General features: G+C 72.9%; 17 protein-coding genes. 11 read left to right on the top strand and 6 right to left on the bottom strand.

Annotation, left to right across the window (positions count from 1 at the left end; genetic code table 11):
* Positions 1–72: 72 nt before the first annotated feature.
* Positions 73–2,382, bottom strand: coding sequence for an FdhF/YdeP family oxidoreductase (locus tag AB0I22_RS24760; protein WP_363133075.1), 2,310 nt, complete (start codon positions 2,380–2,382; stop codon positions 73–75).
* 129 nt (positions 2,383–2,511) lie between these two features.
* Here AB0I22_RS24760 and polA point away from each other — a divergent pair, with 129 nt between their 5' ends.
* The 4 genes from polA (at position 2,512) to AB0I22_RS24740 (ending at position 8,714) form a co-directional block, all read left to right on the top strand.
* A complete protein-coding gene (gene polA / locus AB0I22_RS24755) occupies positions 2,512–5,247 on the top strand; it encodes a DNA polymerase I (RefSeq protein WP_363133074.1) in 2,736 nt (911 codons plus the stop codon).
* A gap of 177 nt (positions 5,248–5,424) precedes the next feature.
* Positions 5,425–7,326: a lytic transglycosylase gene (locus AB0I22_RS24750; protein WP_363133073.1), complete on the top strand. Its 1,902-nt coding sequence runs from the start codon at positions 5,425–5,427 to the stop codon at positions 7,324–7,326.
* Positions 7,327–7,482: 156 nt separating this feature from the next.
* Positions 7,483–7,617 carry an SPW_0924 family protein gene (locus AB0I22_RS24745; RefSeq protein WP_363133072.1) on the top strand — a complete coding sequence of 45 codons (135 nt, stop codon included), beginning with the start codon at positions 7,483–7,485 and terminating at the stop codon, positions 7,615–7,617.
* A gap of 101 nt (positions 7,618–7,718) precedes the next feature.
* Positions 7,719–8,714 carry a DUF3068 domain-containing protein gene (locus AB0I22_RS24740; protein WP_363133148.1) on the top strand — a complete coding sequence of 332 codons (996 nt, stop codon included), beginning with the start codon at positions 7,719–7,721 and terminating at the stop codon, positions 8,712–8,714.
* Positions 8,715–8,805: 91 nt separating this feature from the next.
* Here AB0I22_RS24740 and AB0I22_RS24735 read toward each other — a convergent pair whose 3' ends face one another.
* Positions 8,806–11,556 (bottom strand): ATP-dependent helicase C-terminal domain-containing protein, encoded by a 2,751-nt coding sequence (locus AB0I22_RS24735; protein WP_363133071.1) that lies wholly within the window; start codon positions 11,554–11,556, stop codon positions 8,806–8,808.
* A gap of 109 nt (positions 11,557–11,665) precedes the next feature.
* Positions 11,666–12,469 (bottom strand): class I SAM-dependent methyltransferase, encoded by an 804-nt coding sequence (locus tag AB0I22_RS24730; protein ID WP_363133070.1) that lies wholly within the window; start codon positions 12,467–12,469, stop codon positions 11,666–11,668.
* Between the two features lie 352 nt (positions 12,470–12,821).
* On the opposite strand from AB0I22_RS24730, the gene rpsA reads away from it, so the two are divergent.
* Positions 12,822–14,336: a 30S ribosomal protein S1 gene (gene rpsA, locus AB0I22_RS24725; protein WP_363133069.1), complete on the top strand. Its 1,515-nt coding sequence runs from the start codon at positions 12,822–12,824 to the stop codon at positions 14,334–14,336.
* 98 nt (positions 14,337–14,434) lie between these two features.
* On the opposite strand, the gene AB0I22_RS24720 is transcribed toward rpsA, so the two are convergent.
* Complete coding sequence (locus AB0I22_RS24720; protein ID WP_363133068.1) at positions 14,435–15,442, bottom strand: right-handed parallel beta-helix repeat-containing protein; 1,008 nt, start codon at positions 15,440–15,442, stop codon at positions 14,435–14,437.
* A gap of 233 nt (positions 15,443–15,675) precedes the next feature.
* Between AB0I22_RS24720 and AB0I22_RS24715 the strand changes: the two genes are divergently transcribed.
* The 3 genes from AB0I22_RS24715 to AB0I22_RS24705 all read left to right on the top strand — a co-directional run bounded on the left by AB0I22_RS24715 (position 15,676) and on the right by AB0I22_RS24705 (position 17,784).
* On the top strand, positions 15,676–16,620 hold the full coding sequence (locus AB0I22_RS24715; RefSeq protein ID WP_363133067.1) for a PAC2 family protein: 945 nt from the start codon (positions 15,676–15,678) through the stop codon (positions 16,618–16,620).
* 25 nt (positions 16,621–16,645) lie between these two features.
* Complete coding sequence (coaE, locus tag AB0I22_RS24710) at positions 16,646–17,266, top strand: dephospho-CoA kinase (RefSeq protein WP_363133066.1); 621 nt, start codon at positions 16,646–16,648, stop codon at positions 17,264–17,266.
* Positions 17,267–17,412: 146 nt separating this feature from the next.
* On the top strand, positions 17,413–17,784 hold the full coding sequence (locus AB0I22_RS24705; RefSeq protein ID WP_363133065.1) for a tetratricopeptide repeat protein: 372 nt from the start codon (positions 17,413–17,415) through the stop codon (positions 17,782–17,784).
* 72 nt (positions 17,785–17,856) lie between these two features.
* Here the strand turns inward: AB0I22_RS24705 and bla are convergent, their stop codons facing one another.
* Positions 17,857–18,777, bottom strand: coding sequence for a class A beta-lactamase (bla, locus tag AB0I22_RS24700; RefSeq protein WP_363133064.1), 921 nt, complete (start codon positions 18,775–18,777; stop codon positions 17,857–17,859).
* A 112-nt stretch (positions 18,778–18,889) separates the two neighbouring features.
* Positions 18,890–19,189: a DUF6343 family protein gene (locus tag AB0I22_RS24695; RefSeq protein ID WP_363133147.1), complete on the bottom strand. Its 300-nt coding sequence runs from the start codon at positions 19,187–19,189 to the stop codon at positions 18,890–18,892.
* 129 nt (positions 19,190–19,318) lie between these two features.
* Between AB0I22_RS24695 and AB0I22_RS24690 the strand changes: the two genes are divergently transcribed.
* The 3 genes from AB0I22_RS24690 to AB0I22_RS24680 all read left to right on the top strand — a co-directional run bounded on the left by AB0I22_RS24690 (position 19,319) and on the right by AB0I22_RS24680 (position 25,414).
* Positions 19,319–21,190, top strand: a complete 1,872-nt coding sequence (locus tag AB0I22_RS24690) for a helicase-associated domain-containing protein (RefSeq protein ID WP_363133063.1) — start codon at positions 19,319–19,321, stop codon at positions 21,188–21,190.
* Positions 21,191–21,419: 229 nt separating this feature from the next.
* Positions 21,420–24,197 (top strand): DEAD/DEAH box helicase, encoded by a 2,778-nt coding sequence (locus AB0I22_RS24685; protein WP_363133062.1) that lies wholly within the window; start codon positions 21,420–21,422, stop codon positions 24,195–24,197.
* Entirely contained in the window at positions 24,194–25,414 is a 1,221-nt protein-coding gene (locus AB0I22_RS24680) for an SWIM zinc finger family protein (RefSeq protein ID WP_363133061.1), read from the top strand. Before AB0I22_RS24685 ends, AB0I22_RS24680 begins: the two co-directional genes overlap by 4 nt.
* Positions 25,415–25,449 lie beyond the last annotated feature (35 nt).

The raw sequence follows: 25,449 nt of genomic DNA, 5'->3' as shown, positions 1-25,449 counted from the left end.
ATCGTCCTTTGTGGTCGTTGATGTGGCAACGGTGTTCTTGCCGGAAGTATTACCCGTCGGTTCGGTGGACCGTCAGGCCGGGTCCTGGCGGTCGGAGGCGGGTGTGGGCGGAGTGGGCTCCAGCCGTACGACCACGGACTTCGAGGCGGGGGTGTTGCTGGTGTCGGCGGTGTGGTCCAGGGGGACCAGGACGTTGGTCTCGGGGTAGTAGGCGGCGGCGCAGCCGCGTGCGGTGGGGTAGTGCACGATCCGGAAGCCGGGTGCGCGCCGTTCGGTGCCGTCCGTCCACTCGCTGACGAGGTCGGCGTACGAGCCGTCGGCGAGGTCGCGGGCGCGGGCGTCGTCGGGGTGGACGAGGACGACGCGGCGGCCGTTCTTGATGCCGCGGTAGCGGTCGTCGAGGCCGTAGACGGTGGTGTTGTACTGGTCGTGGGAGCGGATGGTCTGCAGGAGCAGCCGGCCTTCGGGCGCCTTGGGGTATTCGACGGGGGCGGCGGTGAAGTTGGCCTTGCCGGTGGCGGTGGGGAAGCGGCGGTCGTCGCGCGGGGCGTGCGGCAGGGCGAAGCCGCCGGGCCTGGCGACCTTGGCGTTGAAGTTCTCGAAGCCGGGGATGACCGCGGCGATACGGTCGCGGATCGTGCCGTAGTCCTTCTCGAACGCGTCCCAGGGGGTGCGGCTTTCGGGGCCGAGGACGTTCCGGGCGAGGCGGCAGACGATGGCGGGTTCGGAGAGCAGGTGGGGGCTTGCGGGCTCCAGTCGGCCGCGGGAGGCGTGGACCATGCCCATGGAGTCCTCGACGGTGACGAACTGGTCGCCGCCTGCCTGGGGGTCGCGTTCGGTGCGGCCGAGGGTGGGGAGGATGAGGGCGCGGGCGCCGGTCACCGCGTGGGAGCGGTTGAGTTTCGTCGACACGTGGACGGTGAGGCGGGCGCGGCGCACCGCGGCCTCGGTGACGTCGGTGTCGGGGGTGGCGGAGACGAAGTTGCCGCCCATGGCGAAGAAGACCTTGGCGTCGCCGTCGCGGAGCGCGCGGATGGCCCGTACGACGTCGAGGCCGTGGGCGCGGGGCGGCGCGAAGCCGAATTCCTTCTCCAGGGCGTCGAGGAAGGCGGGGGCGGGGCGTTCGAAGATGCCCATGGTGCGGTCGCCCTGGACGTTGCTGTGGCCGCGTACGGGGCAGACGCCGGCGCCGGGGCGGCCGATGTTGCCGCGCAGCAGGAGGAAGTTGACGACTTCCTGGATGGTGGGGACGGAGTGCTTGTGCTGGGTGAGGCCCATGGCCCAGCAGACGATGATGCGCTGGGAGCCGAGGACCATGCGCAGCATGCGCTCGATCTCGGCGCGTGGGAGGCCGGTGGCCTGGAGGGTCTCGTCCCAGTCGGCGGCGCGGGCGGCGCGGGCGAATTCCTCGAAGCCGTGGGTGTGTTCGTCGATGAAGTCCTGGTCGACGGCGCCTTGGGTGTCGAGGATGAGTTTGTTGAGGGCGCGGAAGAGGGCCTGGTCGCCGCCGAGGCGGATCTGGAGGAAGAGGTCGGTGAGCGAGGTGCCGTTGCCGGCGAGGCCGCGTGCCTTCTGGGGGTTCTTGAAGCGCTCCAGGCCGGCTTCGGGCAGCGGGTTGACCGAGATGATCTTCGCGCCGCCCTGCTTGGCCTGCTCCAGGGCGGAGAGCATGCGGGGGTGGTTGGTGCCGGGGTTCTGTCCGGCGACGATGATCAGGTCGGCTTTGTAGAGGTCTTCGAGGAGGACGCTGCCCTTGCCGACGCCGATGGTCTCCGTGAGCGCGGAGCCGGAGGACTCGTGGCACATGTTGGAGCAGTCGGGCAGGTTGTTGGTGCCGAATTCGCGGGCGAAGAGCTGGTAGAGGAAGGCGGCCTCGTTGCTGGTGCGCCCGGAGGTGTAGAAGACGGCCTCGTCGGGGGAGCCGAGTGCGGTGAGCTCCTCGGCGATGATGTCGAAGGCCCGCTCCCAGGGCACCGGCTCGTAGCGCTCGGCGCCTTCGGCGAGGTACATGGGCTGGGTGAGGCGGCCCTGCTGGCCGAGCCAGTAGCCGCTGCGGGCCGCGAGGTCGGCCACGGGGTGGGCGGCGAAGAAGTCGGGCGTGACGCGGCGCAGCGTCGCCTCCTCGGCGACGGCCTTCGCGCCGTTCTCGCAGAATTCGGCCTTGTGCCGGTGGTCGGGCTCGGGCCAGGCGCAGCCGGGGCAGTCGAACCCGTCCTTCTGGTTCACCTTGAGGAGGGTGAGGGCGGTGCGGCGCACGCCCATCTGCTGCCGGGCCATGAGCAGGGAGTGGGCGACGGCCGGCAGCCCGGCGGCGGAGTGCTGTGGCGCGGTGACGTCGGGCGCGTCCTGTACCGGATCTCCTGCGGGCGGTTTGCCTGCCATGTCGGCTCCCCTTCGGCGGTGTGCCTGCGACCTTGCTGCTGCTTAGATCCTGACACGAGGGGCTGACAGCGGCAGTGGCGAGGTCGTGTGCGGCGGGGATTGTCAGTGGGGCGTGGCAGGATCGGGGGCGTGGCAGCAAAGGCATCGAAGACGAGCGCAACGACCGGCACCGAGGCAGCGGAGGGAGGCCGCCCCCGTCTGCTCCTGATGGACGGGCACTCCATGGCGTACCGGGCGTTCTTCGCGCTGCCCGTGGAGAATTTCACGACCTCGACGGGGCAGCCGACGAACGCGGTGTACGGCTTCGCGTCGATGCTGGCGAACACCCTGCGCGACGAGGCGCCTACGCATTTCGCGGTGGCGTTCGACGTGTCGCGCAAGACGTGGCGGTCGGAGGAGTTCCCCGAGTACAAGGCGAACCGCTCGAAGACCCCGGACGAGTTCAAGGGGCAGGTCGAGCTGATCGGCGAGATGCTCGACGCGATGAGCGCGAAGCGGTTCGCGGTGGAGGGCTTCGAGGCCGACGACGTCATCGCGACGCTCGCGAAGCAGGCGACGGCGGAGGGGTTCGAGGTGTCGATCGTCACGGGCGACCGTGACTCCTTCCAGCTGGTCACCGACGATGTCACGGTGCTGTATCCGACGAAGGGCGTCTCGGAGCTGACGCGCTACACGCCGGAGAAGGTGGTGGAGAAGTACGGGCTCACGCCGCAGCAGTATCCGGACTTCGCGGCGCTGCGCGGCGACCCGTCGGACAACCTGCCGGGCATTCCGGGGGTGGGTGAGAAGACCGCCGCGAAGTGGATCAACCAGTTCGGTTCGTTCGCCGAGCTGGTGGAGCGGGCGGACGAGGTCAAGGGCAAGGCCGGGCAGAATCTCCGCGATCACCTGGAGTCCGTGAAGCTCAACCGCCGGCTGACGGAGATGGTCCTCGATGTGGAGCTGCCGTGCGGGCCGCTGGAGCTGGGCCGTGAGCCGTACGACCGGCAGGCGCTGACGGTCTTCCTGGAGGGCCTCGAAATCCGTAACGCGGGTCTTCGGGACCGGCTGCTGGCGGTGGACCCGGGCACCGCGGAGGCGGCGGAGGCGGCCCCGGAGGTCGGCGTCGAGCTGGACGGCTCGGTGCTGGGCGCGGGCGGGCTCGCGCCGTGGCTGGCAGAGCACGGTGCGCATCCGCTGGGGCTGGCGACGGTGCACGCCTGGGCGCTGGGCAGCGGCAGCGTCAGCGAGATCGCGCTGGCCACGGCGCAGGGGCCGGCGGCCTGGTTCGATCCCTCGCAGCTCGACGAGGCGGACGAGACGGCGTTCGCGGCGTGGGTGTCCGACGAGTCCAAGCCGAAGGTGATGCACAAGGCGAAGGAAGCGATGCGGGTCTTCGCCGAACACGGCTGGTCGGTGGCGGGAGTGCGGATGGACACGGCGCTGGCCGCGTACCTCGTCAAGCCGGGCCGGCGGTCCTTCGAGCTGGACGCGCTGTCCGTGGAGTATCTGGGCCGTGAGCTGCCGACGGCGGCGGCCGACAGCGGGCAGCTCGCGTTCGGCGCCGACGAACAGGCCGAGGCGGACGCGCTGATGGGCCACGCCCGTACGGTCCTCGACCTCGGCGAGGCGTTCACCGGCAGGCTGCGGGAGGTGGGCGCCGCCGAGCTGCTGACGGACATGGAGCTGCCGACGAGCGCGCTGCTGGCCCGGATGGAGCGGGCGGGCATCGCCGCGGACCGGGCGTGGCTGGAGCGGATGGAGCAGCAGTTCGCCGGGGCCGTGCAGCAGGCGGTCCAGGAGGCGCACGCCGCGGCGGGGCACGAGTTCAACGTGGGGTCGACCAAGCAGCTTCAGGAGGTCCTCTTCGGGGAGCTGGCGCTGCCCAAGACGAAGAAGACCAAGACCGGGTACACCACGGACGCGGACGCCCTGGCCTGGCTCGCGGGGCAGACCGAGAACGAACTCCCGGTGATCATGCTGCGCCACCGTGAGCAGTCCAAGCTGCGCTCCACGGTCGAGGGGCTGATCAAGGCCATCTCGCCCGGCGGCCGCATCCACACGACGTTCAACCAGACGGTGGCGGCGACGGGCCGGCTCTCGTCCACCGATCCGAACCTGCAGAACATCCCGGTGCGTACGGACGAGGGGCGGGCCATCCGCCGCGGCTTCGTCGTCGGCGAGGGCTACGAGTCGCTGCTGACCGCCGACTACAGCCAGATCGAGCTGCGGGTGATGGCGCATCTCTCCGAGGACGAGGGGCTGCTGGAGGCGTTCACCTCCGGGGAGGACCTGCACACCACGGTCGCCTCGCAGGTCTTCGGCGTCGCCAAGTCCGAGGTCGACCCCGAGATGCGCCGCAAGATCAAGGCCATGTCGTACGGGCTGGCGTACGGGCTGTCGGCGTTCGGCCTGTCCCAGCAGCTGGGGATCGCCCCGGACGAGGCGCGCCGGCTGATGGACACGTTCTTCGAGCGGTTCGGCGGGGTGCGCGACTACCTCCAGCACGTCGTCGAGGAGGCGCGGGCCACGGGGTACACCCAGACGATTCTCGGCCGCCGCCGCTACCTCCCCGATCTGAACAGCGACAACCGCCAGCGCCGGGAGATGGCGGAGCGCATGGCGCTCAACGCGCCGATCCAGGGGACCGCCGCGGACATCGTCAAGATCGCGATGCTCCGGGTGGACGCGGCCATCGCCGCCGAGGGACTGGCCTCCCGGATGCTGCTCCAGGTGCACGACGAAATCGTGCTGGAGATCGCCCCCGGCGAGCGGGACCGCGTCGAGGGGCTGGTCCGCCGCGAGATGTCCGGAGCGGTCGAACTGCGGGCCCCGCTGGACGTGTCGGTGGGCGTCGGAGCGGACTGGGAATCCGCCGCGCACTGACCGCCCCGGGTACGGATCGTGCCGCCCGCATCCCGCTTCGTGAGCGGGGTGCGGGCGGCCGTCGCGGCCGTCCGTCCGGGCCGGGCCCGGTCTGTGGCTGAGGGCAGGAAGTTGCCGTAGTGTCACCTGCGTTGACACGCGGGGGAGCGCCGCATCGCCCACGGAGGGGACAGACGGATGGCAGCGAAGTTCGGTCGGCGACTGCGCAGGGGAGCCGCTACGACTGCGGTGGCCGCGGCGGCGATGGCCGCGATGACGGCCTCCCAGGCCCCTGGGTTCGCCGTGTCCCGCACGGACCCGGCCACCGAGGCGACGCCGCCTCCCGGCCCACCGGCCGACGGCGGTTCGCCGTACCACACGGACCTGCCGCCCCTGAACACCCCGAACAAGCCGGGCACTTCGCCCGGCTCGTCGGCCGGTTCGGGCACCGGCACGCCGGAGTCCGGCATACCCGCGACCGTTCTGGACGCCTATAAGAAGGCCGAGTCGACTCTGGGGACCGCCAAGCCCGGCTGCAACCTGCCCTGGGAGCTGCTGGCCGCGATCGGCAAGGTCGAGTCGGGCCACGCCCATGGCGGCGCGGTCGACGAGGCCGGCACGACCCTTCAGCCGATCCTCGGCCCGGTCCTCGACGGCAAGGGCTTCGCGCTGATCAAGGACACCGACGGCGGCAAATACGACGGCGACTCGCAGTACGACCGCGCGGTCGGCCCGATGCAGTTCATCCCCTCGACCTGGGCGATATGGGGCAAGGACGGCAACGGCGACGGGGTCAAGGACCCCAACAACATCTATGACGCGGCGCTCGCCACGGGGTACTACCTGTGCGGGGTGGGTGGCGATCTGTCGGACGACGCCAAGATGGATCTCGCGATCCTCGGCTACAACCACTCGACGGAGTATCTGAACACGGTCCGCACCTGGTTCGACTACTACCGCGAGGGCACGCACGAAGTGCCCGACGGCACCGGCGTGCTGCCCAAGCTCCCGAAGTCCACCCCGAAGCCCACCCCGGGTGCAGGTACGGGCGCCGGCAAGGGCTCCACTGGCAGTAGCTCCAACGGCAAGGGTTCCTCCAACGCGGGCAAGGGCTCGGGGAGCGGCAAGGGCGGCGCCGGGGGGCACGGCAAGAGCCCCTCGCCCTCTCCCCTCCCGCCGAAGACCGGCCACGGCGGCATCGAGGTGCCGTCCAAGCCCTCGCCCGAGCCCAAGCCTCCGACGACGCCTCCCACGAAGCCCCCGACGACCCCGCCGACCACGCCCGCGAACCCTGCTGCCCTCGACTCCGTCGGCGCACGCGAGCTGACGGCCACGGCGGGCGACGAGTTCAGCGCGCAGCCCCGGGTCAAGGCCAAGGACAAGGCGGGCAAGCCGCTCGCCGGAGTGCGCGTCCAGTTCGAGATCGTCGGCAAGACCAAGGCCCGGTTCCCCGGCGACGCCACCCGCGTCTCCGTCGTCACCGGCCGCGACGGCACCGCGACCGCCCCGAAGCTCCGCGCGGGCGAGCAGGCCGGGGAGTTCACCGTGCGGGCCACCGTCCCCGGGCAGAAGATCGCCGCCGTCGACTTCGCGGCGACCGTCACCGCCCGTCCCGCGCCCACCCCGAAGGCCGACGCGCTGGTGCGTACGGGCACCGGTCCGCTCACGGCCGAGGCCGGCGGCTCCTTCGCCGGGCACATCGGTGTCAAGGCGACGTACCGGGGCAAGCTCGCGGCGGGCGTGCCCGTGACCGCGACGATGGTCGCCCCTGGATCGGGGAAGCCGGCGGAGAACGACAAGGGCCCGTACTTCAAGGCGCCCGACAGCGCGGGCGGCAAGGACGCGGGCGGCAAGGGCTCGGACGGGAAGGGCTCGGACGGGAAGGGCTCCAACGCCGGGGCCGGCGCCGATGACAAGGGCAAGGCCGCCGACAAGCCGATCCGTACCCTCTCCGGTCTCAAGACGGACGCGAACGGCGTCCTCACGCTCCCGGAGATCTTCACCGACGGCCACACCGGCACCTTCCAGCTCCGCCTCGCCACCGCCGACGGCGCGGTCCTGACCATCGAACTGACCGTCACGGCGCCCGCGGCCCACTGATCCACCGGGGCGCGCCGCAGCCCCTCGCACGTACCCGCCCTGTGCCGCCCGGATCCGATCCGGGCGGCACAGGGCGGTGCAACGTGTTCTCATCTCGGCCCCTCGTTGCTACGGTGCCTCCGCCCTGACGCCGCATCAGCAACCGGGAGGCCGAGCATGCGCGCACTCATCGCCGCGGCCATCGGACTGGCCGCCGCCCTCGCGCTCGTCCTCACCATCACCGCCATCGGACCGCCCAGCGGCGAAACCTCCCCCAAACCCCTGCAGACCACAGTCCCCGCACACCCCTGAGGGAGGGACGTACCGCCATGCGCCGCGCTGTGCCACCCGGGGAGGACCGGGAAGACCCGCCCCCCGGCCCCCCGGCCGAACCCCGCACCCGCGGCGGCGGGATGCGCCGCAGAGCGAGCCTCGTGCTGCTCGCCGCGGCCGTCTTCTGCGCCGCCCTGTCGCCGCTGCTGCGCTGGTACGCCTTCCCGCGGCTCGCGAAGATCCCGCCCAGCCAGTACCAGTCGGTCGTCATGGAGGCCAAGGACGCCGACCTGATCGACTACAACAAGATGGAGGCCAGGAAGGTCCCCAGGGTCAACATCGTGCAGACCCTGAAAGGCAACGTCGAACAGGCCAAGAAGGTCAAGGACGCCACCGGCCGCGACGTCGTCGTCTGGGACACCCTCAGCTACATCGTCGGCCCCGACGGCAAGATGGTCTCCCGGATCCCCGAGCGCTACGTCTTCGACGCCCACAGCCAGGAGCCCGTGCACGCCGGCGGCGAGAGCGTGGACGGCACCCCGGTGCGCCGCGACGGCATCGAGTACAAGTGGCCCTTCCTCACCGAGAAGCGCGACTACCAGTACTTCGACATGCAGACCCGCACCTCCGCGCCCATCCACTACCGGGGCACCCAGACCTTCCACGGCCTCAAGGTCTACTACTTCGAGCAGACCATCCCCTGGACCAAGGTCCCGCTGCCCAAGAAGATGCCGCTCGGCGTCACCCCGGAGGTCGTCAAACAGACGGGCCTGGAGCGCTGGTACAGCACCAAGCGGATGTTCTGGGTCGACCCGGTCACCGGGGCCCCGGTCAACGGCGAGGAACTCCATAAAGAGGAGATGCGCTGGACCGGGCATCCCGAGAAGAAGCCGATCACCGCCTTCGCCGGGCATGTGAAGATGCGGCCGGACTACGTCGAGTCCACCGTCAAGCTCGTCAAGTCCCAGCGGGTCCTCGTCCTGCTGCTCACCAGCTACCTCCCGTGGGGCCTCCTCGGACTGGGCGGCGTACTCCTCGCTCTCTCCCTCGTCCTCGAAGCCCGCTCCCGCCGCCCGGGCTCCGGCGCCGCCCCGGCCGAGAACCCGGCCCCGGACCCCGAACCCGTGCCCGTCTGATCAGCCCTGCGTGCCCGACCAGCGCCGCGCCTTCGACGAACGCCGCGCCTTCGATGAGCGCCGCGCACCTTCGGTCAGTGCCGGCCTTCGGTCAGCGCCGGGCGTTGGTGCGCCGCGTCGGCGCCGCGGCCGTCGGATCCTCGGGCCAGGGATGCCTGGGGTAGCGGCCGCGCAACTCGGCCCGCACAGAGCGGTATCCGTCCTTCCAGAAGGACGCCAGATCGGCGGTGACGGCCGCCGGGCGGCCGGCCGGCGACAGCAGATGTATGAGCAGGGGCACCCGGCCGCCCGCGATCCGCGGCGCCTCCTGCCAGCCGAAGAGCTCTTGCAGCTTCACCGCCAGCACCGGCTGATCGCCGCCGTAGTCCACACGGACCCGCGAACCGCTCGGCACCTCGATCCGTTCAGGGGCCAGCTCATCGAGGCGAGCGGCGTCCCCCGACGCCCAGGGCAGAAGCCGCGCGAGCGCCTTCCCGGCGTCCACCCGCTCCAAACCGGACCGCTTCTGCGCACGATCGAGTTCAAACCCCAACCAGTCGTCGATACGGTCCAACAGCGCCGCGTCGCTCACGTCCGGCCACGGCGCACCCAACTGGCGGTGCAGAAAGGCCAATCGACCGCGCAGCACGGTCCCGTCGGCCGTCCAGCGCAGCAGCCCCAGCCCCTCCCGCCGCAGCCCGTCCAGCAGCGCCGCCCGTACGCGCGCGGGGTCGGGAGCCGGCAACTGCCGCGCGCCCAGCTCGATCGCCCCCAGCCGCTCCACCCGGCGCGCCACGACATCCCGCCGCTCCTCGCTCCAGCCGACCTCCTCGCTCTCAGTCCGCAGAGCGGCAGCGGCGGTACGGGCCGTGTGCTCGTCGATCACGGCGGCCAGCCGCACCCGCGCGGACGCCGCGGCCACCGGCCGGTCGGCGACGGCGACCGCGAGCCACGCCGCGCTGCGCGTCCGCGACCCGTCGCCGAGCTCCGCGCCGGTCCCGGACGCCATCAGATACGCGCCCGCGCCCCGCGACCGGGCCACCCGCTCCGGGAACGCCAGGGCTGCCACGAGACCCGCGGCCATGTCATCGGTGACGAGGCCGGCGGCCGCGCCGGAGCCTGCCCTGTCGGTGGCGTCCGCGCGGACACCGGCGTCCGTACGCGCGTCGGCAGCCGTGCGCGCGCCCGCGTCGGTACCGGCGCTCGCGCCCCGCCTCGGCTGCGGGCTCGCAGCGCTGGGGCTCGCGCCTGCCACGCCTGTGACGCCCGCGACGCCTGTGTCAGTTGTGCCCACGCCCGTCGCGCCCGGGCCAGTTCCGCGGCCCTCCAGTGAGCGGCCTGCCGACGGCCTGTCGCGGAGTGCGCCTTCCAGGCGGCGTGCTTCCGTACGCCAACGTGCGCCGTAGCCGTCGCCGCCCCGGCGGGCGGCTCGCCAGGCGCCCGCCAGGTCGTCGCCGTACTCGCGGGGCGGCTCCTCGCTCAGCAGGGCCACGACCTCGGCGGCCCGGCGCGCGCCGACCTCCGGCGCACCGTCCAGCAGGGCCCGCGCGAGCCGCGGGTGCAGCCCCAGCCGGGCCATCCGGGCGCCCCGCCGCGTGGCGCGGCCGTCCGCTCCCACCGCGCCGATGGCGCTCAGCACCTCCCGGGCGGCGGCCAGCGCACCGGCCGGGGGCGGGTCGAGCAGGGCGAGACCCGACGCGTCCGGGGCGCCCCAGCAGGCGGCTTGCAGCGCGAACGCCGTCAGGTCCGCGACCGTGATCTCCGGGGCGGGGAAGCGCGGCAGCCGCGCGTCGTCGGCCTCCGCCCAGCAGCGGTAGACGGCGCCCGGCGCCTCCCGGCCCGCCCGCCCGGCCCGCTGGCGCGCGGCGGCGCGGGAGGCCCGTACGGTCGTGAGCGCGCTCAGCCCGCGCGCGTGGTCCGTGCGGGGCTCACGGGCGAGCCCGGCGTCCACCACGACCCGTACCCCCGGAACTGTGAGGCTCGACTCCGCGACCGAGGTCGCCAGCACCACGCGCCGTCCCGCTCCGCCCGCGAGAACCGCGTCCTGCACGGCGGCCGGGGCGCGGCCGTGCACCTGCAACACCTCGGCGCCGAGCGCCTCCGCGCCGCCCAGCAGACCGGCGACCCGGCCGATCTCGCCGACGCCCGGCAGGAAGCACAGGACGTCCCCGCCCCGTTCGCGCAGCGCCCGGCGCACCACCGCGGCGACGTGCTCCAGCAGGGCCGGGTCCACCCGCATCCCGTGCGGCGGCCGCACCGGCCGCGGCGGCGGCGCCCAGACGGTCTCCACGGGATGCGAGACGCCCTCGGCGGTCACGACGGGCGCGTCGCCGAGCAGCCGCGCCCAGCCCTCCGCGTCCGTCGTCGCGGAGGCCGCCACCAGGCGCAACTCGGGCCGGAGCGCGGCCCGTACGTCGAGCAGGAAGGCGGCGGTGGTGTCGGCGTCGAGGTGCCTTTCGTGGCACTCGTCGAGCACGACGGCGTCGACGCCCGCCAACTCCTGGTCGCGTTGCAGCCGTTGCAGCAGCACACCCGTCGTCACCACCTCGACGACGGTCCGCCGGCCCGCCTTGCGCTCGCCGCGCACGGTGAACCCGACCCGCTCGCCGACGTCCTCGCCCAGGAGCCACGCCATGCGGCGGGCGGCGGCACGGGCCGCGATCCGGCGCGGTTCGGCGACGATCACCCGGCGCGCGGGCCCGCCGCCGGTCAGCCCGGCGAGCACCAGCGGCACCAGGGTCGTCTTGCCGGTGCCGGGCGGCGCGCAGAGCACTGCCGCCCCGTGTCCGTCCAGGGCCTCGGTCAGGGCGGGAACGGCGGTGCGTACGGGCAGTCGGTCGAGTGCGTCAGCGCGGATGGTCACCGGTTCATCTTCGCAGCGGCCTCGCGCGGCGCGGGAAGCCTGTGGATAACCGCCGGGGCGGCCGCGGCCGTCGTCCGTGCAGCCGGTACGGCCGCCCGCCGGAACCGGATCAGTCGCGCTCGCAGATGAAAATGGCCGTCCCGGGGATGAGGTTTCCGCGCAGCGGGGACCAGCCGCCCCACTCCTGGCTGTTCCACGCCGGCCACTCCGGCTCGACCAGGTCGACCAGGCGGAAGCCGCCGGCCACCACGTCCCGTACCCGGTCGCCCAGGGTGCGGTGATGTTCCACGTAGACGGCGCGGCCGTTCTCGTCCTGCTCCACGTAGGGCGTGCGGTCGAAGTACGAGGCGGCGACGGAGAGCCCTTCGGGGCCCGGCTCGTCGGGGAACGCCCACCGGACGGGGTGGGTGACGGAGAAGACCCAGCAGCCTCCGGGCCGCAGCACCCGCCGCACCTCGCGCATCACGCGTATCGGGTCGGAGACGAACGGGACGGCCCCGTAGGCCGAGCACGCGAGGTCGAACGTCCCGTCGGGGAAGGGCAGGGCCCCGGCGTCGGCCTCTACCACGGGGAAGGGGGAGCCGATGCGCAGCGCGTGCTGCAACTGCCGGTGCGAGAGGTCGAGCGCGACCGGGCGCGCGCCCTGCGCGGCCAGCCAGCGGGAGCACTGGGCCGCCCCCGCCCCGATCTCCAGGACGTCCCGGTCCTTCAGTTCGGCGGCCGGGCCGAGCAGCGCGGCCTCGGCCTCGTCGAGGCCCTCCGGGCCCCACACGAAGCGGTCGTCGCCCAGGAACCCGCCGTGCTCCTGCTGGTACTCGTCGGCGTTCCGGTCCCACCAGCCGCGGTTGGCCCGGCTGCTCTCGCTCGTTCCGGCGGTGCGCCGGGTAGCCTCCGGCTCATGTTCTTGGATCATCGTGACGCCCGTCGTACCCTTCGTTCGGATCGATGACCGCGGAGCGCGGCACGACCCTTGTGGCCTCGCTGAACAGGGGTTGTGCCAGGTATGGGATGTTCTGTCCTGGGTGTGCGCCTTCGCGCATTGACCGTGCCCGGCTGCCCCCGTATGCTACAAGTTGCGCTGCGGGCCTGCGCGCCTCAGACGGAGCAGGTCGCGCTCGCACTTGTTGTATGTCCCCTCGGTTGCCGAGGCGCTTCCGGTTCTCCGGAAGGTGCGCTTCTAAGGCTGTCCGGCTTCGGCAGTGCGATACCGGCTCACGGCGTAGCAGTACCTACGACTCACTGTCCGTACCGGAGCCCTTTCCCACATGACGAGCAGCACCGAGACCACCGCCACCACCCCGCAGGTTGCGGTCAACGACATCGGTAACGAGGAAGCCTTCCTCGCCGCGATCGACGAGACGATCAAGTACTTCAACGACGGCGACATCGTCGACGGCGTCATCGTGAAGGTCGACCGGGACGAGGTCCTGCTCGACATCGGTTACAAGACCGAAGGCGTCATCCCTTCCCGCGAGCTCTCGATCAAGCACGACGTCGACCCGAACGAGGTCGTCAAGGTCGGCGATGAGATCGAGGCCCTGGTTCTCCAGAAGGAGGACAAGGAAGGTCGTCTCATCCTGTCCAAGAAGCGCGCTCAGTACGAGCGTGCCTGGGGCACGATCGAGAAGATCAAGGAAGAGGACGGGATCGTCACCGGTACCGTCATCGAGGTCGTCAAGGGTGGTCTCATCCTCGACATCGGCCTCCGTGGCTTCCTGCCGGCGTCTCTCGTCGAGATGCGCCGCGTCCGCGACCTCCAGCCCTACGTGGGCAAGGAGCTCGAAGCCAAGATCATCGAGCTGGACAAGAACCGCAACAACGTGGTCCTGTCCCGCCGTGCCTGGCTTGAGCAGACCCAGAGCGAGGTCCGTCAGACCTTCCTCACGACTCTGCAGAAGGGCCAGGTCCGCTCCGGCGTCGTCTCCTCGATCGTCAACTTCGGCGCGTTCGTGGACCTCGGCGGCGTCGACGGTCTCGTGCACGTCTCCGAGCTCTCCTGGAAGCACATCGACCACCCCTCCGAGGTTGTCGAGGTCGGCCAGGAAGTCACCGTCGAGGTTCTCGACGTGGACATGGACCGCGAGCGCGTGTCCCTGTCGCTCAAGGCGACGCAGGAAGACCCGTGGCAGCAGTTCGCCCGGACCCACCAGATCGGTCAGGTCGTCCCGGGTAAGGTCACCAAGCTCGTTCCGTTCGGTGCGTTCGTGCGCGTCGACGAGGGCATCGAGGGCCTGGTCCACATCTCCGAGCTGGCCGAGCGCCACGTGGAGATCCCGGAGCAGGTCGTCCAGGTCAACGACGAGATCTTCGTCAAGGTCATCGACATCGACCTGGAGCGCCGTCGCATCAGCCTCTCGCTGAAGCAGGCCAACGAGTCCTTCGGCTCCGACCCGTCCGTGGTCGAGTTCGACCCGACCCTGTACGGCATGGCCGCGTCCTACGACGACCAGGGCAACTACATCTACCCCGAGGGCTTCGACCCCGAGGCCAACGACTGGCTGGAGGGCTACGAGCAGCAGCGCGAGGCCTGGGAGACCCAGTACGCCGAGGCGCAGCAGCGCTTCGAGCAGCACCAGGCTCAGGTCATCAAGTCCCGCGAGGCCGACGAGCAGGCCGCGGCCGAGGGTGCCGCGGCTCCCGCCGCCGGTGCCAGCACGGGCGGCGGCAACGCCTCCGGTGGCGGCTCGTACTCCTCGGAGTCGGCGGACAACTCCGGCGCCCTGGCGTCGGACGAGGCCCTGGCCGCGCTCCGCGAGAAGCTGGCCGGTGGTCAGAGCTGACGCTCTGCCCCGCGGTCGGTCGTAGTAGCTGACTGAGTAAGGCCCGCTCCCCATTGGGGAGCGGGCCTTACTCATGCGCGGACAGCGTCCCGTGAGACTCAGCCGCCCGGGGTGACCTTGATGTTGGTCAGCCCCTTGCCGCCGGAGACGGTGTTGCTCTCGTACACGACGGTTTTGCAACTGCTCGCGTCGTAGTTGGTGACGTTGACGGCGAGCCGCGAGGAGCCCTTGGCGCCGGTCAGATCGGACTTGTTGCCGCGGAAGACGGTGCCGCAGCCCCAGCCGGACTGCTGGGTGTGGGTCTGGTAGCCGTCGTTGCTGGTGTGCGTGCCCGTGTTGTTCTCGACGAGCACGCCGTTGCCCTTCACATCGACCCAGGAGTCGTCGTAGTTGGCGTTGCTGAGCCCGCTGCCGTCGAAGGCGTTGCCGGATATCTTCGCCCCGGTGGTGCCTTCCTTGATGTCGACGTTCTCGCCGCGGACGTCCGGGCCGATGGTGTTGGACCGGATCTGTATGTTGTCGCTTCTGTCGGAGAGCCCGCCGGCCGAGCCGACGTAGACGCCCTCGCCCATGCCCTGGCCGTCCTTGCCGGTGTCGTAGATCTTCGAGTTCTCGATGACGCCGTCGCGACTGGACTTGCGGAAGTGCACGCCCTCCATGTCGAGGCCGTGGACGGTCACCGAGTCGATGGCGACGCCGTCCGCGCCGTCCATCATGATCCCCTTCTGGCCGCCGGTGACGGTGATGCCCTTGACCGTCCAGTACGAGGCCCCGTTGAGGTGGAGCCCGTAGCCGCCGCCGGCTGTGAGCACGGCCTTCGGTGAGCCGGTGAGCGTGATGCGCGAGGAGGCGGAGCCGTGGGCGGTGGTCTTGAAGTTGCCGTTGTACGTGCCGTCGGCGAGCTGGATCGTGTCGCCCGGCTTGGCGGCGGTGAGGGCGGATTTGAGCTGGGCCGCGGTGGAGACGGAGATGACGGACGAGGTGGAGGGGATGGCTCGGACGTAACTGGCGGCCGGGGCGCCATTCGCGGCCGATGCGGCGGCTCCGAGGCCGCCGACGGCGAGCAGAGCGGCGGTGGGGGCCGCCAGGAGCGGTCTGGCACGCATTCGAGATCCTTTCCTATATGTGAACAGTGAGTGTGCATATGAATCCGTGCGGCGGTTCGCGAACCTAGGGGCAGCCTGACGCGGCGTCAACCCACCGGGACGCATGCGTGATGCGAAGGATCAGGCCGCGCCCGTACCAGGGACTCCGCCTCAACTCCCAGGAGCGGCAAGCGGGAATGGCCGGCCTGGGTCCGGTGTTCTTCAAGACGGAAACACGAGGAGGAGCGGTCACTGTGCTGGAACCGCAGGGTTTGTACGAATGGGAGCCCAAGGGGCTCGCCGTAGCCGACCTGGCCCTCGCCCAGGACTCGGCGGGGCTGGTCATGCTCTACCACTTCGACGGCTACATCGACGCCGGCGAGACGGGTGAGCAGATCGTCGAGCGGCTCCTGGACGGGCTGCCGCATCAGGTCGTCGCCCGCTTCGACCACGACCGGCTCGTCGACTACCGGGCCCGCCGCCCGCTGCTCACCTTCCAGCGCAACCGCTGGACCGCGTACGAGACGCCCCGGATCGAGCTGCACCTGGTGCAGGACGCCACCGGCGCGCCCTTCCTGCTGCTGACCGGCCCCGAGCCGGACGTCGAGTGGGAGCGGTTCGCGGCGGCCGTGCGCGAGATGGTCGAGCGGCTGGGCGTACGGATGTCGGTCACCTTCCACGGCATCCCCATGGGCGTCCCCCATACGCGCCCCGTAGGCATCACGCCGCACGGCAACCGCACGGACCTCATGCCGGGCCACGCCGCCTTCTTCGACGAGGCGCAGGTCCCCGGCAGCGCGGCGGCCCTCATCGAGTACCGCCTCGCGGAGGCGGGCCACGACACGCTCGGCGTGGCGGCCCACGTCCCGCACTACGTGGCCCGCTCCTCCTACCCCGACGCCGCCCTCACCGCGCTCGAAGCGGTCACCGCCGCCACCGGGCTCGTCCTGCCGAGCGCCGCGCACTCGCTGCGCACCGAGGCGCTGCGCACGCAGGAGGAGATCGAGCGGCAGATCGGCGAGGGCGACGAGGAGCTCGTCGCGCTGGTACGGGGCCTTGAGCACCAGTACGACGCGGTGGCGGGCTCCGAGGCGCGCGGCAACCTCGTCGCGGAGCCCGTGGAGCTGCCCTCCGCCGACGAACTCGGCGCGGAGTTCGAGCGTTTCCTCGCCGACCGCGAGGGCGACGGGGGCCAGTGACCCCCAGCCGTATAGCGTGGGCCGCATGCTGAAGGTGGGCCTTACGGGCGGGATCGGCGCCGGCAAGAGCGAGGTGTCGCGGCTGCTCGCCTCCTACGGGGCGGTGGTCGTGGACGCCGACAAGATCGCACGCGAGGTGGTGGAGCCGGGCACGCCCGGACTGGCGGCCGTCGCCGCCGAGTTCGGGCCCGAGGTGCTCGCGGCCGACGGCTCCCTGGACCGGCCCGCGCTGGGCACAGTCGTCTTCGCCGACCCGGACCGGCTCGCGGCCCTCAACGCGATCATGCACCCCCTGGTGGGCGCCCGCTCCGCGGCGCTGGAGGCGGCGGCGGGCCCGGACGCCATCGTCGTCCACGACGTGCCGCTCCTCACGGAGAACGGCCTCGCGCCGCTCTACGAAGCCGTCGTCGTCATCGACGCCGCCCCCGACACCCAACTCGACCGGCTCGTACGGCTGCGCGGCATGACGCCGGACGACGCGCGGGCGCGCATGTCGGCCCAGGCGACGCGCGAGGAGCGGCTGGCGGTCGCGGATCTCGTCATCGACAACGACGGCCCGCTGGAGGCGCTGGAGCCGCAGGTCCGCGAGGTCTGGGCGAAGCTCGTGGAGCGCGCGGGGGCGTCGTCGGGGCCACGGCCGGAATAGGACGCGACCGCGCCGCGTTGGGACGGGCATACGCCGTGATCACGCACGCCCGCGGCCGACCCCGGCGTTCCGCATCCGGAACCCGGGCACGGGACCCGTACCGGGAAGCCGCGTCCGGGGCCCGTATCCAGGAAGGAGTACGGCACGTGCCCGAGCCGACGCCCGAGACCCACGTCATCGACTACCGCGCCGCGGAGCGGCTGCTGGCCGTCCACGACCCGCGCGGGGCCGTCAAGCTCCTCGACTCGGTCATCACCGCCCATCCCGAGAACACCGCGGCCCGCCTGCTGCGCGCCCGCGCCTTCTTCGACGCGGCTCAACTGCGCCCCGCCGAGCTGGAATTCCAGCTCGTTCTGGAGCGCGAACCGGACAACGCCTTCGCCCATTTCGCCCTGGCCCGCACCCTCCAGCGCGACGGCCGCGCCGCCGAGGCCACCCGCCACTTCCGCCTGGCGGCGGCCCTCGACCCCCGGCCGGAGTTCGTCGAGGCGGCCCGCTTCGACGAGGGGGCGGCCTGACACCCGGGCGAACGCCCTACGGGGCGGCCGTTTCCGGATGCCGCCCCCGTAGACACGTTCTTCCGTAGGGCCCTATGCGAGCGCGGACGCCAGCAGGGCGGCCGTTTTGGCGAGCAAGGGGTCGTCCGAGGGGCCGTCGGCCCGCTTCTTGGTGGACAGGACGGACAGTACGATCGGCGTTCGGTTCGGGGTCCAGGCGATGCCGACGTCGTTGGTGGTGCCGTAGTCGCCGGTGCCCGTCTTGTCCGCGAGGGTCCAGCCCTTGGGGAGGCCAGCGCGGAAGCGGTTCTCGCTGGTGGTGTTGGCGAGCAGCCAGGTGGTCAGCCGCTGCCGGTCGCGGGGCGCGAGAACGGTGCCGAGCACGAGCTTCGCGTACGTACGGCCGATGGCCTTCGGGCTGGTGGTGTCCGTCACGCGCCCGGGTTCGGAAGAGTTCAGCTCGGGCTCCCAGCGGTCGAGCCGGGTCGTCCGGTCGCCGACCGAGCGGCAGAAGCGCGTGACGGCCGCCGGGCCGCCGAGCTCGCGGAGCATGAGGTTCGCCGCGGTGTTGTCGCTGTAGTCGAGGGCAGCCGCGCACAGTTCGGCGACGGTCATGCCGTTCGCGAGGTGTTCGGGCGTGCTGGTGACGGGGGAGTAGCCCGAGTTCGCGACGTCCTGCTCGGTGTACCGGACGCGCTTGGCGAGGAACTCGCCGTCGCGGTCGAGGTCCCTGAGGATGGCGGCCGCGGCCATCGCCTTGAACGCCGAACAGAACGGAAAGAGCTCGTCCGCGCGGTACCGCACGCTCTTGCCCGTGACCGTATTGCGCGCGAACACCCCGAGCCGGGCGGAATGCTCCCGTTCCAGCTCGCTCAGCGCCCGTGAAACGCCGTCCTCCGTGCGCGGGGCGGCGGCATGGGCAGACCCGCCGGTGAGAACCGCGGTCCCCAGGGCCGCCCCCGCGCCGAGGGCGAGAACAGCACGGCGGCTCGGGCGCGTTCCGAAATTCTCCACGATGGAATTCTCCTCTGCCGGATGATCAACATCTGGAAGAGAAGACTGCCCGGCACGCCTCCCGGTTCCTCCTTAAGAGGAGCCGGGGCCGCTCCCAGGGGGCGGGTCGCTCCTAGGGTGGCGGGTTTCGCGGGCCGCTCCGTCGCCCGCGGCCGTCGCGCTTGACCGGTTCGTACGGCGGGACGTCCCGCCCCGGCTGGTAATGGGGCCCCTGGCGGATATGGCGCACCACCATGAACAGGTCCGCGCTCGTCACCGCGGAGAGCACCCCGCAGGCGATCGCCCACCCCGGACGGCCGAGTTCCGCGAAGACCACCGTCCCCGCGAGCGCCCACGCCAGCCCCCACACGGCCAGCCCGCACCTGAGCCTGAGCGGGCTGCGTGCCTGCACCGGTTCGCTGCCCGTACGCATCGCCACGCATCTCCTGCTACCAGAATCCACCCGATCCCGGCCCAGGCAAAGCACTCCCGCGCCCCGCGCCCGCGGGCCCCCTTCCCACCTGCGCGGTCGGGGTTCCCGGCGGCCAGTAGGGTCGGGGCCATGGACGGCCTCGACACCCTCGCCCACGCGCTCGGACAGCGCACCCCGGAGCAGCTCGCGGGCCTCCTCGCACGCCACCGCGAGCCCCTTTCGCACCGGCCCGCGCCCACCCGGCTGCGCCAACTGGCAGCCGCCCTGTGGTCGTACGAGACCGTCCACCACCTCGTCCTCCAGCTCGACCGGCCCCGGCTCCAGCTCCTCGCGGCCGTCTCCCGCGCCGGGCAGCGGCTCGCCGAGGAGAACGCGCCGCCCCGGCCGCCCGCGCCCCGCTCCGGGGCCGGCTTCGAGGCGCTGATGTCGCACAGCCTGTCCTTCCCGCAGCTCGCCGCCGAGCCCGTACCGGCCGAGACGGCGTACGAGGCGCTCGGCGCGGGCGGCCCCGGGGCCGCCCGGGAGGCCGCCGCCGCGGCGCTGCGAGCGCTGTACGAGGACGGGCTCGCCGCACCCGCCGAGGACGGCCGGATCGTCGTACCGCCACGCGTCCCGCAGCTCATCGGCGGCCTCGGCCTCGGAGACTTCGCCCCCGTCGCGCCGCGGCCCGCGCCCGCCGCCCTGACACGGACCGACCCGGCTCTCGTCGGCGCGGAGACGCAGGCCGCCGCGGCCACCCTCGCCTCGGCCATGGACCGGCTGCTCGCCGCGCTCGCCGCGCAGCCCGCCGCCCTGCGGAAGTCGGGCGGGCTGGCCGTCCGCGAGACCAAGCGCCTCGCCAAAGCGGCCGGCATCGGCGAAGACCGGGCCCGGCTGCTCCTCGACACCGCCGAGGCCGCCGGGCTGATCGCGCTCAGCCGGGACAGCGGCGGCACGACGGCGCTGCCCACCGCCGCGTACGACGACTGGCTGGCGCGGCCCGCGGGCGAGCGGCTGGCGCCCGTGCTGACGGCCTGGGCGGAGCTGCGCGCGATCCCCACGCTGGGTGCGCTGGGGGAGCCGCCGGCCGCGCTCGTACGCGGGCACGACCGGTATGCCGCTCCCCTGCGCAGGGCGCTGCTGGAGGCCCTCGCCGCGCTCCCCGAGGGGGTCGGTGTCGCCGTTCCCCCGCCGCCGCTGCCGGACGCTCAGGACGCGCTCCAGCCGCTGCACGGGCTCATCCAGGCCGCAGATTGGCACCGCCCGCTCGCCGTCGCCGGCCAGCCGATGGCGGCGGACCGGTCGGCGCACACCCTGAGCGAGGCGGCGTTCCTCGGCGTCGTCGCCCACGGCGCGCTCAGCCCGCTCGGCCGGGCGCTGCTCGCCGGCCCCGCCGGACTCCGCGCCGAACTGAGCCGCCTCCTGCCCCCGCCGCTCGAACACGCCCACTTCCAGGCCGACCTGACCGCCGTCGCCCCCGGCGCGCCCTCGGCCGGGCTCGCGGAACTCCTCGGCGCCTGCGCCGACCGCGAATCGGAGGGGCACGCCGTCACCTGGCGGTTCAGCGCCGATTCCGTACGGCGCGCCCTGGACGCGGGGCACGCCCCCGGCGCGCTGGTCGCCGACCTGACCGCCGCGTCCGCCTCGGGGGCGCTGCCGCAGCCCCTGACGTACCTGATCGGCGACACCGCCCGTACGCACGGCCGGGTACGGGTCGTGCGCACCGCCTGCTGCGTCCGCTCCGACGATGAGGCCCTGGTACGGGAGCTCGCCGCGCACCGCGAGCTGTGTGCCCTGGGGCTGCGCGCCATCGCTCCGACGGTCCTGGTCGCCGCCGAGCCTCCGGACGCCGTCCTGCGGGCCCTGCGGGCGGCCGGATACGCCCCCGTACTGGAGGCGGAGACCGGTACGACGGTCGTCGAACGCGCCGCCGCGCACCGCGCGAAGGCCCCGGCGCCGCTGCCCTCCGCCCGCAAGGCCGCCGAGCCGCTCGCCCTCGCCGAGCGGCTGCTGCGGGGCTGAGCCGGCCGGATTGTCAGTGCCCCTCCGTAGACTCGGGAACCGCTCGGACAACACGGGAAACGGCTCGGAGAGCACGGGAAACGGCGAGGTGGTGGGGCGGGTGAGGCTGGCGTCGGGGCGGCTTTCGGCCGCCGCGGACCCTCGTGGCCCCTTGGCGGGTGCCGCGGCCGGTCAGGCCGGTGCGGACGGTTCTCACGGCGCCTCCGACCGGGGCGCGCATGCCGGTCCGATGGCGCGCTGCGCCGCCGTCTTCCTGCCCGGCGAACCGCCGCGCGAGGGCGGCTTCGCCTTCTGGCGGCCGGACGGCGACGACCTTCCGGCCGCGGTGGCGGGGGAGCGCACCGAGCTGACCGTCGTGCGCCGGCGCGAAGACGGCGTAGAACGGCGCACGGTGCCCGCACTCGTGCTCCCCCTGGCGCAGGCCGTCCCCCTGCTGGCCCGCGCCCGCCACGACCCCTCGGCCCATCCCGCGGCCGCCTGCTGGGGCGCCGCGGTGCTGCACGGACTCCAGCTCGTGGCCCGCGGCAGGCTGCTGCCCGGGCTGACCGAGGCCGACGCGGACACTTGGCGGGCGGGGCCGCTGGACACCGAAGATCTCGCGCATCTGCGGGCAGTCGTCGCGGCCATGCCCGTCGAGGCGTACGCGGCGCCGCTGCCCGGCTCCGGGCCGCCGCGGCTCCCGGACCCCGACGGCCTCGTACGGGCGCTGCTGGACGCGGTCGCGGACACCCTGCCGCGGACGCCCGCGGCGCCCCTCGCGGCCGGTGAGCCGTACGCCGCGCGCACCGCGCACCAGCTGCCCGCGCTGCGCGAGTGGGCCGCGGAGGCCGCCGCCGGGACGGACGGCGGGGTGCGGATCTCGCTCCGCCTGGACCTGCGCGCGTACGACCTCTACGAAGAGGACGGCGCGCTCGCGGCGGCCGTGGTCCAGGTCCACAGCCTCACCGACCCCACCCTGCTCACGGACGCGGCCGCGCTGTGGGAAGGGCGCGCGGGGGAGCATTTCGGGGCGCGCGCCCGTATCGACACCGTTCTTTCGCTCCGGCGCGCCGCCCGCGTCTGGCCGCCGCTCGGCCGCCTCCTGGAGCGTCCCGTGCCCGACGTGCTGACGCTCGACGAGGACGAGCTGAACGAACTGCTCGGCATGGCCGCACACCGCCTGTCGGCGGCCGGGGTAGCCGTCCACTGGCCCAGGGAACTGGCCCGCGAGATGACCGCCCGCGCGGTCGTACGGATCGCCCCGGGCACCGCGTCCGACGAACCGAGCTTCTTCGACGCGGAACAGATCCTCGAATTCCGCTGGCAATTGGCGATCGGCGGCTCCCCGCTCACCGAACAGGAGATGGACGCGCTCGCCGAAGCGCACCGGCCCGTCGTCCGCCTCCGCGACCAGTGGGTGCTGGTCGACCCCGCGCTCGTACGCAAGGCCCGCAAGCGCGACCTGGGGCGGCTCGACCCCGCCGAAGCCCTCTCCATGGCGCTCACGGGCACCGCCGAGGTCGACGGCGAACAGATCGCGGCCGTCCCGGTCGGGGCGCTCGCCGTCCTGCGCGACCGGCTCACCGCCGAGGCCAAGCCCGCCGTCCAGCCGCCCGGGCTGCGCGCCACCCTCCGCGACTACCAGCTGCGCGGACTCGGGTGGCTCGACCGGATCACCTCGCTCGGCCTCGGCGGCTGCCTCGCCGACGACATGGGGCTCGGCAAGACGATCACCGTCATCGCCCTCCACCTGCACCGCGCGCCCGACGACCCCACGCTGGTGATCTGCCCGGCCTCCCTGCTCGGCAACTGGCAGCGCGAGATCGAACGCTTCGCGCCCGGCGTCCCCGTACGCCGCTTCCACGGCTCAGGCCGGACCCTGGACGACCTGGCCGGGGGCTTCGTGCTCACCACATACGGCACGATGCGCTCCAGCGCCGAGGAGCTCGCCGCACGCCCCTGGGGGCTGGTGGTGGCGGACGAGGCGCAGCACGTGAAGAACCCGTACGCGTCCACCGCCGTGGCGCTGCGCACGATCCCCTCCACCGCCCGGATCGCCCTCACCGGCACCCCCGTGGAGAACAACCTCTCCGAACTGTGGGCGCTCCTGGACTGGACCACCCCCGGGCTGCTGGGCTCCCTCAAGAACTTCCGGGCCCGCCACGCACGGGCCATCGAGAGCGGCGAGGGCGACGAACAGGCCCAGGAGGCCGTCGAGCGGCTGGCCCGCATCGTCGCGCCCTTCCTGCTGCGCCGGAAGAAATCCGATCCGGGCATCGCCCCCGAGCTGCCGCCCAAGACGGAGACCGACCAGCCGGTGGCGCTGCTGCGCGAACAGGCCGCCCTCTACGAGGCCGTCGTCAGAGAGACCCTCGTGAACATCGAGGGGGCCGAGGGCATGGCGCGGCGCGGCCTGGTGATGAAGCTGCTCACGGCGCTGAAGCAGGTCTGCAACCACCCCGCCCAGTATCTGAAGGAGGGCGGCGAGCGGCTGGCCGGCCGTTCGGGGAAGCTGGAACTGCTCGACGAACTGCTGGACACCATCCTCTCCGAGGGCGGATCGGTCCTGGTCTTCACGCAGTACGTGGAGATGGCCCGGCTGCTCTCCGCCCACCTGACGGCGCGCGGCGTGCCGTCCCAACTGCTGCACGGAGGCACCCCGGTCGGGCAGCGCGAACAGCTCGTGGACCGCTTCCAGTCCGGCGAGGTCCCCGTCTTCCTGCTGTCCCTGAAGGCGGCCGGCACGGGGCTCAACCTCACCCGCGCGAGCCATGTCGTGCACTACGACCGCTGGTGGAACCCGGCGGTCGAGGACCAGGCGACCGACCGCGCGTACCGCATCGGCCAGACCCAGCCCGTGCAGGTCCACCGCCTCGTCACCGAAGGCACGGTCGAGGACCGCGTCGCCGAGATGCTGGAGGCGAAGCGCGCGCTGGCCGACGCGGTCCTCAGCGGCGGCGAGTCGGCGCTGACCGAGCTGAGCGACGCGGAACTCGCCGAGCTGGTGACCCTGAGGAGGCCGCGATGACCTTCGCCGAGTCCTGGTGGGGCAACGCCTGGATCGAAGCCCTGGAGAGCGCGTCGCTCGACACCGGCCGGCTCTCCCGGGGTCGCGTCTACGCGCGCGGAGGCCACGTCCACGACATCACCGTCACGCCCGGCCGCATCGGGGCCCGCGTCGACGGCAGCCGCCCGCGCCCGTACCGCACCGGCATCGAACTGGGCGTCTTCTCCGACGCCGACTGGGACCGCTTCCTGAGCGCCGTGGCCGCCCAGCCGTCGCACCTCGCGGCCCTCCTCGACAAGGACATGCCGCACGCGCTCGTCGACGCCGCCGCCGAGGCCGGTGTGCGGCTGCTGCCGGGCCCCGGCGACCTGGTGCCGCGGTGCTCCTGCCCCGACCGGGGGCACCCCTGCAAACACGCGGCAGCCCTCTGCTACGAGGCCGCCCGGCTGCTGGACGCGGACCCGCTCGTCCTCTTGCTGATGCGGGGCCGCGACGAGCGCGCGCTCCTCGACGACCTCGCCCGCCGCAACGCGGCCCACGCCTCCCGTGAGTCACCGGCGGCACGCGCGGGCATCGACGCCCTTACCGCCCTCTCCGCCCCGCGGGGGACCGCCCTCGCGGCCCTCCCGGAGCCGCTCCCCGTCCCGCCGCGCCCCGGCATACCGCCGGCGCTCCCGCCCGCCGGCCGGCTGCCCGTGGACCCGGCGGCGCTCGACCTGCTGGCCACGGACGCGGCCGCCCGCGCCCACGCCTTCCTCACCACGGGCAGCGACCCGCACCCCGGCCTCACCCCCTGGCAGGACGCGGTCCGGCTCGCCGCCACCCGGCCCACCTCCGGACTGACCGCCACCACCCGCACCCTCTACCGGAGCCTCGCCGCCGGAACCGGCCGCACCCCGACGGACGTGGCCCGCGCGGTGGCCGCCTGGCGGCAGGGCGGACTGGAGGGCCTGACGCTCCTCGAAACCGCCTGGAACCCGCCGGCCGGCCCCTTCGACCGGGCCCGCCCCGCCCTGGCCGCCGCCGGCCTGCCGCCGCTGCGCCCCCGCCACAACCACCTCACCGACGACGCCCGCGGCCTCCAGCTCCGCTTCGGCCACGACGGCCGCTGGTACCCCTACGAGGCGGACCCTGGCCCCGACCCGGACTGGTGGCCGGCGGGCCCCGCTGAAGAGGACCCGGCGGACGCCCTGACAGCCCTGCGGCAGCGCGACGACCCGGCGGCGTCGCCGCACTGAACCCCGCGGGCCGAGGGACGCTCGCGGAAGACCGG

This window comes from Streptomyces sp. NPDC050610 (assembly GCF_040654875.1).
In the GTDB taxonomy this organism is placed as follows: domain Bacteria; phylum Actinomycetota; class Actinomycetes; order Streptomycetales; family Streptomycetaceae; genus Streptomyces.
This window is presented reverse-complemented; position numbering and strand designations above follow the sequence as displayed.